This is a genomic window from Clostridium sp. KNHs214 (assembly GCF_000744935.1).
GTDB lineage: Bacteria > Bacillota > Clostridia > Clostridiales > Clostridiaceae > Haloimpatiens.
In genome coordinates this window covers 697300-712732 of record NZ_JQMW01000011.1, presented here as the reverse complement: position 1 = coordinate 712732, position 15433 = coordinate 697300, and the positions used below count along the sequence as shown (strand labels likewise).

Sequence of the window (15433 nt, the reverse complement as noted above, 5' to 3'; positions counted from 1 at the left end):
GTAGATGATAGCCGGCATAGGAATAGATATTGTTGAGATATCTAGGATAGAACGAATTCTTAAGGATAATTCGCTATTTCTATATAAAATATTTAACGAAGAAGAAATAATATACTTAAAAAATAGGAATTTAAGATATGAATATGTAGCTGGAAGATTTGCAGCAAAAGAAGCAGTGTCTAAGGCTTTAGGTACAGGATTTACAGGTTTTTCTTTTAAGGACATAATAATCAAGAATACAGAGTTAGGAAAACCTATAGTGGAGCTTAAAAAGCCAGCTAAAGAAATAGCAGAAAAACAAGGTAAATATAAAATGCATTTAAGCATATCTCATAGCAGAGAAAATGCTATAGCCTACGCCGTATGGGAGGTGGATAATTTTGAGGATAGGCACATCTAAAGCGAGTAGAGAAATGGATAGGGTATGTATAGAAAAAATTAAAATACCTGGTATAGTTTTAATGGAAAATGCCGCATTAAAAGTAGTAAAGAATATAGATATGAATGAAATAGATTCTTTTGTATTAGTATGTGGTAAAGGAAATAATGGAGGAGATGGGTTTGCTATTGCAAGGCATCTGCATATTCAAGGAAAGAAAGTTCAGGTATTTTTAGTAGGAAATACTGAGGGATTAACCCATGACTGTATGGTAAATTATTGTATAGTATCTAATTTAGGTATTACAATATCAAAAATCAACAATATAAGTGATTTAGATTATCTCAGAAACTGTATAAGTACAAGTGGAATGGTTATAGATTGTTTATTTGGAACAGGACTTACAAGAAAAGTTGAAGGTATATATGAGCAGGTTATATCAATAATAAATGAAAATAGTCCATGTACTCTTTCTGTAGATGTACCTTCAGGAATTAATTCAGATAATGGACAAGTAATGGGAATATGCGTAAAGGCACATAAGACAGTATCTTTTCAGATTTATAAAAGTGGTTTTTTAAAATATTCATCTAGTAAATTCATTGGACAGGTGATTGTAGAAAATATAGGAATTCCTTCAAAGGTTATAGAAGAAATATGCCCAAGTGAATTTATCTTAGATAAAGATTTTATTAAAAAAACTATAAAAGTTAGAGATAAACATTCCAATAAAGGGGATTTTGGAAGAGCATTAATAATATCTGGCTCAGAAGGCTTTACAGGTGCAGCATATATAAGCGCTGAAACAGCAGTAAGAAGTGGGACGGGTCTTGTGACACTTGCTTGTCCTAAAGATATTCAAAGTATACTTAGTTGTAAACTTACAGAAGCCATGACTGTGAATTTTACAGAAAAGGAAAAAATACAAGAGATAGTATCTAGAGCAAAATCTATAGCTATAGGTCCAGGAATGGGAAATAGTATAGAGACTTTAAGTATTTTAGAAAAAATAATAAAAACTTCTAAATGTCCCATAGTAGTGGATGCAGATGCCATAAATGTGCTTCAAAATCATAAGGACCTAATAAAAGAAGCTTCCAATACTTTAGTATTTACACCTCATCCCGGTGAGATGTCTAGACTTACAGCATTAAATATAGAAGATATTAATGAAAATAGAATAGCTATTGCTAAAAAATTTGCATTAGAAAATAACGTAATAGTATTACTGAAGGGATATAATACTGTAATAACTGATGGAAATAGTACATTTATAAATTCTACAGGAAATAGTGCTATGGCTAACGGAGGAATGGGAGACTGCTTAACAGGATTAATAACCTCATTTATAGCTCAAGGGTATACTTCACTGGAAGCAACGTATTTAGCTGCATATATTCATGGATATTGTGGAGACAAACTAAGTAGTAAGATGTTTTGTGTAAATGCAAAGCATATAATGGATTATATTCCTTATGCAATAAAAGAAATAATACAATAAAAATAGAATATTAATTTCTCCAAAACAATATTAATTAATTATAGTATTATTTGGAGGAAAAATATGAAAAGCACAAATATTAAAAACACAAATAAAATAATTACTTTAATATTATTTATGGTTCTCCTTTTATCTTTAACGGCCTGTGGAAATAAAAAAACAGAAAAGGAAAATGAAATTATAGATATAATAAAAGCCATTGATAAATACAGTACAAATATAGAAATAACCACGATAAATTCTAGGCAAAAAATACAGCTAAAAGGAAAACAAACATATGTAAAAGGAGAAGTTGCTAAATTAGAAATAAATGGCGTGAGGCAGATGGTTTATGAGGGAGAGAAAGTACGCATAAAGGATATAGAAAACAAAAAAAAATATTCAATTGATGAAAGTTTTGATAGTTTATATAAATTAAGTTTTATTGACGAATATATTAAACTTATTTATAATAATGAAAAAATCAAATATAAATATAAAAAACTGGATGGCAATGAATATTTAGTAGTTATAATGGATCTGCCCTACAACAACAGAAATTTAAGTAAAGTTAATTTATACTTAGATTGCAAGGATAAAAAGCCATATAAGGTAGTAATTTATAATAAAAAGGATGAAGAAAAAGTAAACATACTTTATAAGAAGTTTTGTACGCATTAATATATGGAGGTGAAAGTGGTGTTTAGGCACTTAAGACCAGTTTGGGCTGAAATACAATTGGATAAATTAGCTAACAACATGAGGGAAATAAGAAGGGTATCAAAAAGTAAGGATATAATAGCTGTAGTAAAAGCAGATGCATATGGGCATGGAGCATTAGATGTAGCACCTGTGTTTTTAGAAAATGGAGCTAATAGATTAGCAGTGGCAGTAATAAGTGAGGCTGTGGAACTAAGAAGGGGAGGAATAGAGTGTCCTATAATGATTTTAGGTTTTACTCCACCAAATTTAATTGATAATTTATTAAGATACGATATAGAACAAACAGTTTATTCCTATGATTTTGCAGAAGAAATATCTAAAATGGCAGTTAAAAGTAATAAAATAGCTAAAATTCACATAGCTTTAGATACAGGCATGGGAAGAATAGGATTTTTACCTGAAGAAAATAGTGTAGAACAGGTATATAAAATAAGCAAATTGCCTAATATAATAGTAGAAGGAATATTTTCGCATTTTTCTGCTGCAGATGAAAAAGATAAGGAATATACATATAAACAATTGGAGCACTTTAATTGGTTTTATAATAAATTAAAGGATAAGGGAGTAAATATAAATATAAGGCACATAGCCAATAGTGCAGGTATTATAGATTTACCCGAAACTCATTTTGAAGCAGTGAGGCCAGGAATAATACAGTATGGATATTATCCTTCTGAGGAAGTTTCTAAAGATAAAATAAATATAAAACCTGCTATGCAGCTTAAGACAAATGTAGTTCATATAAAAAAAATTCCTGCAGGAGAATACATAGGATATGGGAGAAAGTTTAAAACTACTAAAGATAGTGTAATAGCCACTTTACCAGTGGGATATGCTGATGGATACACAAGACTACTTTTTGCTAAGGGTAAAGTAATTATAAACAATAAATTTGCGCCAGTGGTGGGGAGAATATGCATGGATCAATGCATGATAGACATTACAGATGTAGAAGATGTAAAAGTAGGCACAGACGTTATACTTATAGGGGAGACAGAAGAAATAAAATTTAATGCAGAAGATGCAGCGGAGATTCTAGGTACTATTAGTTATGAGGTAGTTTGTATGATTAGCAAAAGAGTACCAAGAGTATACATAAAGGATGGGAAAATTGTAAAAATAAGGAATTACGTATAGGGATTACACAAGTTTCAATAATATACTTGTAGAAAAATGGGGGTTTAATGCGCAAAATCTTTGACATATTGACAAATAGGGTTATAATTAAAGAGTAGATACATATTTCGCTTTAATAAATAGGAGGTATCGATTATCGTATGTCAGGCTCAAAGAGATTAGTGGTAAACCTCTCAGAAAAACTTTTTAATGAGTTTAATGAAGCTTTAAAGAAAGATTCTAAAAAAAGAAGTGAATTTATAAGGGAAGCCATAGTATTATATATTGAGGAGAAAAAAAGGTTGAGCTATGAAGAAATGCAAAAGGGATATATGGAAATGGCTCAGCTAAACCTCGATTTATGTGAATGTGGCTTCGAAAGTGATATGAAAGAGTTAGGAGAATATGAAGCTATGCTTTCGGAGAGTGATTTGCCTGATGACACCGATAGTAAAACGAGGAGATATATTTTATGCTGATCTCAGTCCAGTAGTTGGTTCAGAACAAGGTGGAGTAAGACCAGTTATCATAATACAAAATGATGTGGGAAATAAATACAGTCCTACGGTTATCGTAGCAGCAATTACGTCACAAATTAATAAGGCCAAGCTGCCAACTCATGTAGAAATTTCTTCAGAGGAATATGGTCTTAATAAGGATTCTGTTGTGCTCTTAGAGCAAATAAGAACTTTAGACAAAAGACGACTTAAGGAGAAGATTGGTCATATGACAGATGATGACATGGAAAAAGTTAATCAGTCAATTTTAATAAGTATTGGATTGAAATAGCAGCAAAATAAGGGTTATATAATTCTTTATATAGCCCTTATTTTAATATTAATAAATAATATTTAAAAAAATGCAAAAAATTCATATAAAGGCTTTTTACTTTTTAAAGTAATTGTTATAATATGATTATGAGCAAGTTTAGGAGGGATAAGAATGGAAGTTAACACAAAAGAATTACAGGATATAGCGAAAACTGTAAGAAAAGACATAATAACCATGATAACTCAATCAGCTTCAGGACATCCAGGGGGATCATTATCAGAAGTTGAAATATTAACAACTTTATATTTTAAAGAAATGAATATAAATCCTCAAAATCCACAGGATCCAGATAGAGATAGATTTGTGCTTTCTAAGGGACATGGTGCACCAGGTCTTTACAGCGTATTAGCTAGAAAAGGTTATTTTGATGTAAGTGAATTAAATAATTTAAGGAAGCTAGGCTCAATACTTCAAGGACATCCAAATATGAATTATGTTCCTGGTATTGATATGTCTACAGGTTCATTAGGACAGGGAATTTCAGCTGCAGTTGGAATGGCTCTAGCTGGAAAACTAGATAAAAAAACGTATAGAGTATATTCTTTACTTGGAGATGGAGAACTAGGTGAAGGTGAAGTATGGGAAGCAGCTATGTCTGCAGCTCATTACAAGTTAGATAACTTAACAGCATTTGTAGATTTTAACGGATTACAAATAGACGGAAAATGTGAAGAAGTTATGAATTCAAATCCTATAGATGATAAGTTCAAAGCATTTGGATGGAATGTTATAACTATAGATGGACATGACTTTGAACAAATAATAAATGCTATTGAAGAAGCTAAGAATACCAAAAATAAACCAACAGTTATTATATGTAAAACAGTAAAAGGAAAAGGTGTATCATTTATGGAAAATCAAGCTGGATGGCATGGTTCAGCTCCTAATAAAGAACAATGTGAAGAAGCTTTAAAAGAAATAGGAGGTGAAAACTAATGGTAAAAATGGCTACTAGAGAGGCTTATGGTAAGGCTCTTGCTAAATTGGGTGAAGAAAAATCAAATATAGTAGTTCTTGATGCAGATTTATCAAAATCAACTAAAACAGCAGACTTCAAAAAGGTATTTCCAGAAAGATTTATAAATATGGGAATTGCTGAAGGAAATATGATGGTTGTTGCAGCTGGATTAGCATCTTGCGGAAAGATACCATTTGTAAGTACTTTTGCTATGTTTGCTGCTGGTAGAGGATTTGAACAAATAAGAAACTCTATATGTTATCCTAAATTAAATGTTAAAGTGTGTGCAACTCATGCAGGTTTAACAGTTGGTGAAGATGGAGCATCTCACCAAGCTATAGAAGATATATCTTTAATGAGAAGCATACCAAATATGCTTGTAATATCTCCAAGTGATGGAATTGAAGCAGAAGCAGCTATAAAAGCAGTAGCAGATTATAAAGGACCTTGCTATGTTAGACTTGGTAGATCAGCGGTTTCAGTAATAAATGATAATGCAGACTACAAGTTTGAAATAGGAAAAGGTGTTACTTTAAGAGAGGGAAAAGATGCTACAATAATAGCTACTGGAATAATGGTAGATGCTGCATTAGAAGCTTATAATATATTAGCAGAAGAGGGAATAAAGGTTAAGGTTATAAATATACATACAATAAAACCAATAGACCAGAAAATAATAGCTGATGCTGCAAGGGAAACAGGAGTTATAGTAACAGCTGAAGAACATAGCATAATAGGTGGATTAGGCTCAGCAGTTGCAGAAGTGGTAACAGAAAACTATCCAGTACCAGTATTAAAAGTAGGAGTTAAAGATACTTTTGGGGAAAGTGGAAAGCCAGTAGAGCTTTTAGAAAAGTATGGATTAACACCAATGGATATAGTAAAAGCAGTTAAAAAAGGCATAAGCTTAAAATAGTAAAAGCTAGTTATTAGTAAAAGGAAGGAGTAAATAGCTCCTTCCTTTTATTAAACCCTTTTATTTATGCAAAAATGAAATTTTTTATTCATTTTTGCATAAATAAAGATTTTTCAAAACCTTTGTGATATAATCTGAATGTAGGAGTGATGAGTATATGAATAACTTTTGGTCAGATATAAGGGAGTGTCTCAAAATATCTATTAAAATATTATTAATAAGCTTTTTAATAGGTATATTAATAGGATTAATTGGGTCTGTCATAAAAGGTTCATTTAATATATTATACATAGCAGAATGGGGAGGTAGATTTGTAACCTATGCATCTTGTTTTGGCTTGTTTATGTCAGCAGTTTCATTTACTAAAAAGGATTTAATGAGGCCATTAAATTATGAAAAACAATGGAAAACATATTTTTTGAAATTTAACTTAGCTCAAGCGATATTTTTTGTGTCTATATTTTGCTTAACTTTTTCATTAATAATAAATTCAGTTCTATTTTATCTTAAATGATTTTTATTAAATATAAGTTGAATTTAATGTAGTTGTGGCAACAAAGCTTCCTTATTTCTATAGGAGTAGAATTGCCACTTGCTTCTGTGCAGAATTGTATTAATTCCAGTATATTTATAAGGATTAATATAGTTAAAGTATTTTATAAATAACAAACATAAGTTAATTACGCAAAGCGGTTTAAACGGTTACATAATTTAAATATAGGGAGTTATGTTTATTAATGCATATTTTAAGGCATAAACCTAAGGTACGTGAAAAAAATAACAAGTCAAATATACTAGCATACTGACTTGCTATTTATTTGAATGTGCTTAAATGGGGTTTATATATATTATTGCTAGATTATACGGGGGGATATTATGGAGAAAATTAATAAGAACAACAAAGGAGTAGTAGTTAAAGAGTGGGTATTAGCAACAGTTGGAGTTTTAATATTAGCAATTGCTACAAGAGCTTTTTTAGAACCTAATCATATAGCTGGTGGAGGTGTTTTAGGTATAGCTATAGTACTACACCACTACGTTCCAATATCTGTAGGACTTCTAACAGCTCTTATGAATATTATATTATTTATAGTTGCATTTATAATAATAGGACCACAATTTGGAGCTAAGACAATTTATTCTAGTTTCGCTTTGGCAGGATCCATATGGATAATGGACAAGTTAATTGATCCTGCTTGGATGGTAACAGACAATTTGCTTTTAGCAACTATATTTGGAACTTTATTATCAGGAGTTGGTATGGGATTGGTTTTTAATCAAAATGCTTCCACAGGAGGTACAGACATACTTGCAAAGATAATAAACAAATTTGTACATATAGATTTAGGAAAAGCACTATTGATGGTAGATTTTTTAGTTACAGTGGCAGCTGGTATGACATTTAATCCTGAAGTTGGAATGTACTCTCTATTATCTGTAATAATAAACTGTACTACCATAGATTCCGTAATAAATGGATTGAATATGTGTAAATCGGTAATGGTTATAAGTATGGAAAGAGATAAGATTAGCCAGTTTATAATAAATGAATTGGGAAGAGGCTGCACTATATTTCATGGAAAAGGCGGATTTAGTGGACAAGATACCAATATATTATATACAGTTTTAGATAGAAAGCAATTTATTAGATTGAAGATATTTATAAAAGAAGTAGACCGAAGAGCATTTATAACTGTAAGTGATGCTAGAGAGGTCTTGGGTGAAGGGTTTAAAGACATAATAGAAGATTAAAAAGGTTAGATTTCCACATATTTAATTATGTGGAAATTTTACTTGTAATAAAAAATTAACATATTAAAAACATTGGAGTATACGTTACAAAAAACACTATACTTGTGTTATAATATATAAATAAAACCTACGAGGAATAGGAGTAAAGTATAATGATTAAATTTGAAAATGTAACTAAAGTTTATAACAATAATGTTTTAGCTTTATCTAATGTAAATATAGAAATAGACAGTGGAGAATTCGTTTTTCTAGTTGGACCAAGTGGAGCAGGTAAATCTACATTTATCAAAATACTCTTAAAGGAAATTCAACCTTCTAGTGGAACAGTAGTGGTTAATAATATTAAATTAACAGAAATTAAAAGAAGTGAAGTACCTTATTATAGGCGTAAAATAGGTGTTGTATTTCAGGATTTTAGACTAATACCTTCATTGAATGTTTATGAAAATGTGGCTTTTGCCATGAGGGTTACAGGTGCATCTAGTAGAGAAATAAGAAAAAAAGTTCCAACCGTTTTATCTCTTGTTGGTTTATCTAAAAAATATAAAGCTTTCCCAAATGAACTTTCAGGAGGAGAACAGCAGAGAGTTTCACTAGCTAGAGCTATAGTAAATAATCCATCCTTACTAATAGCAGATGAGCCTACAGGAAATTTGGACCCAGAAACTACTTTAGAAATAATGAACATACTTCAAGACATAAATAGAGCTGGTACTACAATACTTATGGCTACCCATGCCAAGGATATTGTAGATAATATGAAGAAAAGAGTTATTGCCATAGAAAAAGGTATTATAGCAAGAGATGAGCAAAGGGGTAGATACGGTTATGAGGATTAATGCATTTAAATATTTTATTGTAGATGCTTTAAAAAGTTTAAGGCGAAATAAAACAGTAAGTTTAGCATCTATGCTTACTGTAGCAGCTTCTCTATTTTTAATGGGAATATTTTTAATTGCTATTTTAAATGTTGGTCAAGGAGTAGAGAATGTAGAGTCTCAAGTTCAAATAAAGGTTATTTTAAAAGATAAAATAAAAGTTGATGAAAAAAATAATATAGAAAATACATTAAAATCTACAAAGGGAGTTAAAGAAATAGAATTTGAAAGCAAAGATAAGGCTTTAGAAAAATGGAAAAAGCAATTAGGAGAAGAAAATACAGGATTAGCTGATGGACTTGAAAAACAAAATCCTATGCCTAATTCGTACATAATTAAATTGGAATCACCAGAAAATGCCGAAACAGTAGTTTCAAAGATAAAGAATATGTCGGGAATAGAAAAAATTAAAGACGGAAGAAAAGTGGTAAATCAAATTATAAAAATTACTAAAGCATTAAAATGGATTGGCATAGTACTTTTCATTATATGTCTTACAGTATCACTATTCCTAATAGGGAATACTATTAAATTGACAGTTTACTCTAGAAGAAGAGAAATAAATATAATGAAGTACGTGGGAGCTACAGATTGGTTCATAAGATGGCCTTTTATAATAGAAGGAGTCATAATAGGTATTTTAGGAGCACTGATTGCTACTATAGTGTTATACTATGCTTATAAGGTTATATATGTTAAAATTACTGCTGGTGGAGTAATGCTTATGTTAATGCATCTTATTGCACCTGCTTACGTGTTCAACGTATTGGCTTGGAAGTTTATATTAGGTGGAATTTTAATAGGCTCAATGGGTAGTATATTATCCATTAGAAAGTTTTTACAAGTATAATGAATAAACCTTGGGGTGAACCCAAGGTTTTTTTTAAAAACATTATATGAAATGATATAATTAAAGTGATAATATTAATTAGTAATATGAATAATAATATATATTAGTATAATATATTTAAAAGTGTAGAGATAAGAGGTGTAAAATATGACAAATAAAAAAAAGTGGATATCATTTACTGTAGCATTGTTAATTGTAACTAATCTATTTACAGGTTTTATATTTAGTAGTAAGGCAACAGTAGCTCCAAAGGACAATGAAATAGCGAAATTTAATAAGTTATTTTTGGTAAGGGATAAAATATACAAATATTATGATGGAGCTATAAGCGATGAGGTATTAGTAGAAGGTGCAATTAAAGGAATGACTGCTGCACTTAAAGATCCATACACAGTTTTTATGAATAAAAAAGAGTTTGAAGAATTTAATAGTCAAATAGAAGGAAGTTATGTTGGTATAGGAATACAAGTTGGAGTAAAAGATAATAAAATAGTAATAATAAGTGCTTTCGATGATTCACCGGCTAAAAAAGCTGGTATTACCAGTGGTGATATAATAGAAAAAGTTAATGGAGTATCGGTAAATGGGGAACAATTAGAAAAAGCAGTGTCAATGATGAAAGGAAAAGAAGGAAGAGAAATTGATTTAACTCTATTTAGAGATAAAAAAGGTGAATTTAATTTAAAATTAAAAGCAGAAAAAATAGAGTTCAAAACTGTAAAAGGAGAAATTATTGAAGATGGTTTAGGATATATACAAATAAGCATGTTTGATGAAAACACATCTAAAGATTTTAATAAAAAATTAAAAGAATTAAATAATAAGGGAATGAAAGGTCTTATATTAGATTTGAGAGAAAATCCTGGAGGATCACTAAAGACTTGCGTAGAAGTAGCTTCTAATTTTGTACCTAATAAAGCAACTATAGTTTCTACTGTGGATAAGAATAAGAAGAAAATAGAATATAATTCAGAAGGTGGAAATGCTATAAATATGCCTTTAGTGGTTTTAACTGATGGTGGAACTGCTAGTGCATCTGAAATAGTTTCTGGAGCTGTTAAGGATTATAAATTAGGTACTTTAATAGGGGAAAAAACCTTTGGAAAAGGCGTGGTACAAACAATGATAGATACAAAAGATGGAACAGCACTTAAGGTAACTATAGCTAAATATTATACACCATCTGGTAAAAATATACACAAGATAGGTATAAAACCAGATATAGAAGTTAAGTATCCCGAGAAACAAAAAGAAGAGGCTGCTAAGAACGGATATAACAGAAACAAGGATCCTCAATTCCAAAAGGCATTAGAAGTTATAAAAGAAAAAATGCAGAGTAAATAATTAAGAGTCAAACATTAGGTTTAATATGTAGTTAAAATATAAAAAATATGGAATTAATAGTTTAGTTCAGTAAGGGGGGGTAATGTGTCACTAATATTTTACGTATTGAGAGCAGTTGCAACAGCGTTGGTAGAGCCTGTGTCTCTATTAGTATTAACTTTTATAGGATTTATGTTCTACAGACAAAATAAAAAAATTACATTAATGCAAAAGATAGTGGTAGGAAAAAGTATAAACTCTCCTTTAGAGCTAACCATATCTGAAATAGTAATAGGGATATTTGGAGCAGTTTTGGCTAGTTTAATGATGGCTTATTTAGGGATAACCTTTAGAGAAGAATCCTTAATAGATTTTATATTTATTTTGTCAATAATTTTTATGCTCATAAAACCTAGATTTGTGTGCTTTGCATATTCAGGAGCAGCTCTTGGATTATTAAGCTTAGTATTTCAAAAATTATCAATAATTTTAAAGAATCCTTCATTGGACTTATTTAAAATAGATATAGTAGCACTAATGTCTTTAGTGGCAGTGCTTCACTTTGTAGAGGGAATTATGATAATACTGGATGGCAAGAGGGGGGCCATTCCAGTATTTAAAAATGATGAAGGAAAGATATTTGGTGGATTTCTACTAAAAAGATATTGGATTTTACCAGTAGCCTTACTTTTTATAGTGAATCCCAATTCTTTTCAGGGAATAAATATAAATCCACCTTATTGGTGGCCTATAGTTAGGCAAAGTATACCATTTAGTACAGTGAAAAATATGTTAATAGCGGCTATAACCTTTTATGGAATAATAGGTTATGATTCCGTCACATTTACAAAAACTAAAGAAGAAAAAGCTGCTTCATCAGGAATATGGGTTATGATATATTCTTTAGTTTTATTTTTGTTTACTCAAATAGGATCAAATAATGAATTTGTTCAATTACTTCTTATAATATTTGCTCCACTAGGTCATGAAGTTATGATTTTAGCTCAGAGATTTATGGAGACTACGGGAAAGTCAATATATTCCAGCGGCGAAGAGGGCATCATGGTACTAGAAGTAATACCTAATTCTTTAGCTGATGAAATGGGAATTAAAAGTGGAGATTTGCTTATGAATATTAACAGTAAGAAGATAAGTGAAGAAAATGATATAATTGATGTAATTAGGGATGCACCTAATTATATAAGGCTTACTGCCAGAAAAATTTCTGGAGAGTTAAAAGAATTAAAGTATGATAATATCATAAGTAGAGGAGATTTAGGTGCTTTGTTTGTTCCTAAGATTGTACCACAAGACAATACTGTTATAAAATTAAGAAGTAAAGATTTTAAAAAATATCTAGAAGAAGCTGAGAAAAAAGAAGAAAATAATCAATAAAGAAGAAGACTATCTACAGCAAGAAAATAAATGATTAAAAAACATTGATAAAGTAATAAAGAAGTTCATAAATAGCATTGTTGATTAACTTAAAAGAGGAAAAGCATAAGAATATAATTTCTTATGCTTTTCCTCTTTTAGGTGGTTAGTTAGTTATTTATTGTTAGGGTGATTTATTTTAATTTATCTTTCGTCAATACTAGAAATCACATTATCATATAAGTCTAATTCACATTTACAGTTTTTACAATGTGAGCATTTAGAACAACGTTTACTTAAAGAAGTTCCTATAGAAGACATTACTACAGCATCTTGTGATTTAAAAGAAGAACAATTTGAAGCTACGCACATACTTTCATAAATATTTCCCATTACATAATCCTCCCCATATATAAATGATTATATTGTTAGAGTTCTATTTTGATAATAAATATGTAACAAATTACTTACAAAAATTGTTTATATCTGTGATTTACAATATAATTGTAGCACTTATAATTCACAAATGCAATATAAATATAAAAATATTACACATTAATCATATGTTATATATTATATGTGTTACACTATTGTTTTGTAACATGATTATTAGTTATAGAGGAAATGCACATATTGTCTCTATATAAGGGAATATTTCCAGTTTATAATAAAGTAAAAATAACGGTAGTGTGACACCACTGGATAGTAGATTTTAAATGTCAGAAGTGAATTATAATAATTTGTAGTATAATGATTACATAATTACAACAAGGGAAAAGATAATTATATAATATATATGGTTGACATTAGGAAAAATAAGGGTTAAAATAATAGTATCGAACAAATGTTCAATGAGAGGTGTATGCAATGGGAGAATTCAAAATACATTCTAAATTTAGACCTACAGGAGATCAACCAGAAGCTATAGAGAGCTTAGTAAATGGTATAAATAAAGGATATGATTTTCAAACACTTTTAGGGGTAACGGGTTCAGGAAAAACTTTTACTATGGCGAATATAATAGAAAAAGTACAGAAACCAACATTAGTTTTGGCGCACAACAAAACTTTAGCAGCGCAGTTGTGCTCAGAATTCAGGGAGTTTTTTCCTGAAAATTCAGTGGAATACTTTGTATCTTATTATGATTACTATCAGCCAGAAGCTTATGTAGCTCAAACGGATACATATATTGAAAAGGATGCATCAATAAATGATGAAATAGATAAACTAAGACACTCAGCTACTTCAGCTCTTTTAGAGAGAAGGGATGTAATTGTAGTGGCATCTGTATCCTGTATATACGGACTAGGTAATCCAGAAGAGTATAAAAAATTAACAGTATCTCTAAGGGAAGGAATGCTTAGAGATAGGGATGAAATAATTAGAAAATTAATAGATATACAATATGAAAGAAATGACATAAATTTTGTTAGGGGTACCTTTAGAGTGAGAGGGGATGTGTTAGACATATTTCCGGCTTCATCTACCAATAAGGGAATAAGAATAGAATTTTTTGGCGACGAAATAGATCGCATAAGAGAATTTGATGTCATTACCGGGGAAATAATAGGTGGAAGAAAACATGTCTCAATATTTCCAGCATCCCACTTTGCCACATCTAAAGATAAAATAGAAGGAGCATTGGGAGAGATAGAAAGAGAACTGGAATGTACTCTTAAGGAATTAAAGTCCGAGGATAAACTATTAGAAGCTCAAAGACTTAATCAAAGAACTAATTTCGACATTGAAATGATAAGAGAAATGGGTTACTGCACGGGTATAGAAAACTATTCTAGAATATTTGATGGAAGGGAGCCAGGAACGCCACCACAAACATTAATGGATTATTTTCCAGAAGATTTTTTATTATTTATAGATGAGAGTCATGTAACTATTCCTCAGATAAGAGCTATGCATGGTGGAGATAGATCTAGAAAGGAAAATTTAGTTCAGTACGGTTTTAGACTTCCATCAGCTTTTGACAATAGACCGCTTAAGTTTCAAGAGTTTGAAAATAAACTAAATCAAGTGGTATTTGTTAGTGCAACTCCTTCAGATTATGAAAAGAATCATTCTAAAAATATAGCTGAGCAAATAATAAGACCTACAGGACTTTTAGATCCAGAAATAATAATTGAAAAGACAAAGGGCCAAATTGATAATTTATATTCAAGAATAAAGGAAACCATAGCTAAAGGATATAGAGTGTTGATAACTACTTTAACTAAAAAAATGGCAGAAAATTTAACAGATTACTTTAAGGAAATGGGTATTAAAATAAACTATATGCATTCGGATGTGGACACTATTGAGAGAATGAAATTGATAAGGGATTTGAGAAAAGGAGAATTCCACGTTATGGTTGGAATTAATCTTTTAAGAGAAGGGCTAGATATACCAGAAGTAGCTTTGGTGGCAATACTAGATGCGGATAAAGAAGGATTTTTAAGGTCTGAGACATCATTAATACAGACTATAGGAAGAGCTGCTAGAAATTCAGAGAGTAAAGTTATTATGTATGCTGATAATATAACGGGAGCTATGGAAAAGGCTATAAGTGAAACAAATAGAAGAAGAAAAATTCAAAAAGAATACAATGATATACATGGAATAACTCCTAAAACAGTTATGAAAGATATAAGGGAAGTTATAGAGGCAACTCAGGTATCAGAAAGTGACGTAGAAAAATATGAAGCATTGCCTGAGGATGTAGAATTAACAAAGGAAGAATTTGTTAAGTTGATTAAGAAATATGAAAAGGAAATGAAAGAGGCAGCTAAAAACTTAGAGTTTGAAAGGGCCGCAGATTTCAGAGATAAAATAACAAAATTAAAGGGGAGTATGGAGAATTAA

16 protein-coding genes are annotated in these 15433 nt (G+C 30.3%); 15 read left to right on the top strand and 1 reads right to left on the bottom strand.

What is annotated here, in order from left to right; translation table 11 throughout:
• Positions 1-4: 4 nt before the first annotated feature.
• The 14 genes from acpS to CC89_RS11790 all read left to right on the top strand — a co-directional run bounded on the left by acpS (position 5) and on the right by CC89_RS11790 (position 12601).
• On the top strand, positions 5-400 hold the full coding sequence (acpS, locus tag CC89_RS11855; protein ID WP_035292375.1) for a holo-ACP synthase: 396 nt from the start codon (positions 5-7) through the stop codon (positions 398-400).
• Complete coding sequence (locus tag CC89_RS11850) at positions 381-1880, top strand: bifunctional ADP-dependent NAD(P)H-hydrate dehydratase/NAD(P)H-hydrate epimerase (RefSeq protein ID WP_035292373.1); 1500 nt, start codon at positions 381-383, stop codon at positions 1878-1880. The genes acpS and CC89_RS11850 overlap by 20 nt, the downstream gene beginning before the upstream one ends.
• A 63-nt stretch (positions 1881-1943) precedes the next feature.
• Positions 1944-2540, top strand: coding sequence for a germination lipoprotein GerS-related protein (locus CC89_RS11845; RefSeq protein ID WP_035292371.1), 597 nt, complete (start codon positions 1944-1946; stop codon positions 2538-2540).
• Between the two features lie 18 nt (positions 2541-2558).
• Positions 2559-3719 carry an alanine racemase gene (alr, locus tag CC89_RS11840; RefSeq protein ID WP_035292370.1) on the top strand — a complete coding sequence of 387 codons (1161 nt, stop codon included), beginning with the start codon at positions 2559-2561 and terminating at the stop codon, positions 3717-3719.
• A 140-nt stretch (positions 3720-3859) separates the two neighbouring features.
• The gene (locus CC89_RS11835; RefSeq protein ID WP_035292369.1) at positions 3860-4177 is read left to right on the top strand and encodes a CopG family ribbon-helix-helix protein; all 318 of its coding nucleotides are present in this window, start codon (positions 3860-3862) and stop codon (positions 4175-4177) included.
• Positions 4137-4487 (top strand): type II toxin-antitoxin system PemK/MazF family toxin, encoded by a 351-nt coding sequence (locus CC89_RS11830; RefSeq protein ID WP_035292365.1) that lies wholly within the window; start codon positions 4137-4139, stop codon positions 4485-4487. The genes CC89_RS11835 and CC89_RS11830 overlap by 41 nt, the downstream gene beginning before the upstream one ends.
• A 153-nt stretch (positions 4488-4640) precedes the next feature.
• Positions 4641-5465: a transketolase gene (locus CC89_RS11825; protein WP_035292362.1), complete on the top strand. Its 825-nt coding sequence runs from the start codon at positions 4641-4643 to the stop codon at positions 5463-5465.
• Complete coding sequence (locus CC89_RS11820; RefSeq protein ID WP_035292359.1) at positions 5465-6403, top strand: transketolase family protein; 939 nt, start codon at positions 5465-5467, stop codon at positions 6401-6403. Before CC89_RS11825 ends, CC89_RS11820 begins: the two co-directional genes overlap by 1 nt.
• A 157-nt stretch (positions 6404-6560) precedes the next feature.
• Positions 6561-6917: a hypothetical protein gene (locus CC89_RS11815; protein ID WP_035292357.1), complete on the top strand. Its 357-nt coding sequence runs from the start codon at positions 6561-6563 to the stop codon at positions 6915-6917.
• Between the two features lie 362 nt (positions 6918-7279).
• Positions 7280-8155, top strand: coding sequence for a YitT family protein (locus tag CC89_RS11810; RefSeq protein WP_051931747.1), 876 nt, complete (start codon positions 7280-7282; stop codon positions 8153-8155).
• Between the two features lie 152 nt (positions 8156-8307).
• A complete protein-coding gene (gene ftsE, locus CC89_RS11805; protein ID WP_035292355.1) occupies positions 8308-8994 on the top strand; it encodes a cell division ATP-binding protein FtsE in 687 nt (228 codons plus the stop codon).
• The gene (ftsX, locus tag CC89_RS11800; RefSeq protein WP_035292352.1) at positions 8984-9883 is read left to right on the top strand and encodes a permease-like cell division protein FtsX; all 900 of its coding nucleotides are present in this window, start codon (positions 8984-8986) and stop codon (positions 9881-9883) included. The genes ftsE and ftsX overlap by 11 nt, the downstream gene beginning before the upstream one ends.
• Positions 9884-10030: 147 nt before the next feature.
• Positions 10031-11227 carry a S41 family peptidase gene (locus CC89_RS11795; RefSeq protein WP_035292349.1) on the top strand — a complete coding sequence of 399 codons (1197 nt, stop codon included), beginning with the start codon at positions 10031-10033 and terminating at the stop codon, positions 11225-11227.
• Between the two features lie 84 nt (positions 11228-11311).
• Positions 11312-12601: a PDZ domain-containing protein gene (locus CC89_RS11790; RefSeq protein WP_035292348.1), complete on the top strand. Its 1290-nt coding sequence runs from the start codon at positions 11312-11314 to the stop codon at positions 12599-12601.
• A 183-nt stretch (positions 12602-12784) separates the two neighbouring features.
• Here CC89_RS11790 and CC89_RS11785 read toward each other — a convergent pair whose 3' ends face one another.
• Complete coding sequence (locus CC89_RS11785) at positions 12785-12973, bottom strand: hypothetical protein (protein ID WP_035292347.1); 189 nt, start codon at positions 12971-12973, stop codon at positions 12785-12787.
• Between the two features lie 474 nt (positions 12974-13447).
• Here CC89_RS11785 and uvrB point away from each other — a divergent pair, with 474 nt between their 5' ends.
• Positions 13448-15433 (top strand): excinuclease ABC subunit UvrB, encoded by a 1986-nt coding sequence (uvrB, locus tag CC89_RS11780; protein WP_035292344.1) that lies wholly within the window; start codon positions 13448-13450, stop codon positions 15431-15433.

Bases quoted from the DNA above. Each gene is read 5' to 3' on its own strand.
- acpS (WP_035292375.1), top strand. From the start codon at position 5: ATGATAGCCGGCATAGGAATAGATATTGTTGAGATATCTAGGATAGAA.
- CC89_RS11845 (WP_035292371.1), top strand. From the start codon at position 1,944: ATGAAAAGCACAAATATTAAAAACACAAATAAAATAATTACTTTAATA.
- CC89_RS11835 (WP_035292369.1), top strand. From the start codon at position 3,860: ATGTCAGGCTCAAAGAGATTAGTGGTAAACCTCTCAGAAAAACTTTTT.
- CC89_RS11830 (WP_035292365.1), top strand. From the start codon at position 4,137: ATGACACCGATAGTAAAACGAGGAGATATATTTTATGCTGATCTCAGT.
- CC89_RS11825 (WP_035292362.1), top strand. From the start codon at position 4,641: ATGGAAGTTAACACAAAAGAATTACAGGATATAGCGAAAACTGTAAGA.
- CC89_RS11820 (WP_035292359.1), top strand. From the start codon at position 5,465: ATGGTAAAAATGGCTACTAGAGAGGCTTATGGTAAGGCTCTTGCTAAA.
- CC89_RS11815 (WP_035292357.1), top strand. From the start codon at position 6,561: ATGAATAACTTTTGGTCAGATATAAGGGAGTGTCTCAAAATATCTATT.
- CC89_RS11810 (WP_051931747.1), top strand. From the start codon at position 7,280: ATGGAGAAAATTAATAAGAACAACAAAGGAGTAGTAGTTAAAGAGTGG.
- ftsE (WP_035292355.1), top strand. From the start codon at position 8,308: ATGATTAAATTTGAAAATGTAACTAAAGTTTATAACAATAATGTTTTA.
- ftsX (WP_035292352.1), top strand. From the start codon at position 8,984: ATGAGGATTAATGCATTTAAATATTTTATTGTAGATGCTTTAAAAAGT.
- CC89_RS11795 (WP_035292349.1), top strand. From the start codon at position 10,031: ATGACAAATAAAAAAAAGTGGATATCATTTACTGTAGCATTGTTAATT.
- CC89_RS11785 (WP_035292347.1), bottom strand. From the start codon at position 12,973: ATGGGAAATATTTATGAAAGTATGTGCGTAGCTTCAAATTGTTCTTCT.
- uvrB (WP_035292344.1), top strand. From the start codon at position 13,448: ATGGGAGAATTCAAAATACATTCTAAATTTAGACCTACAGGAGATCAA.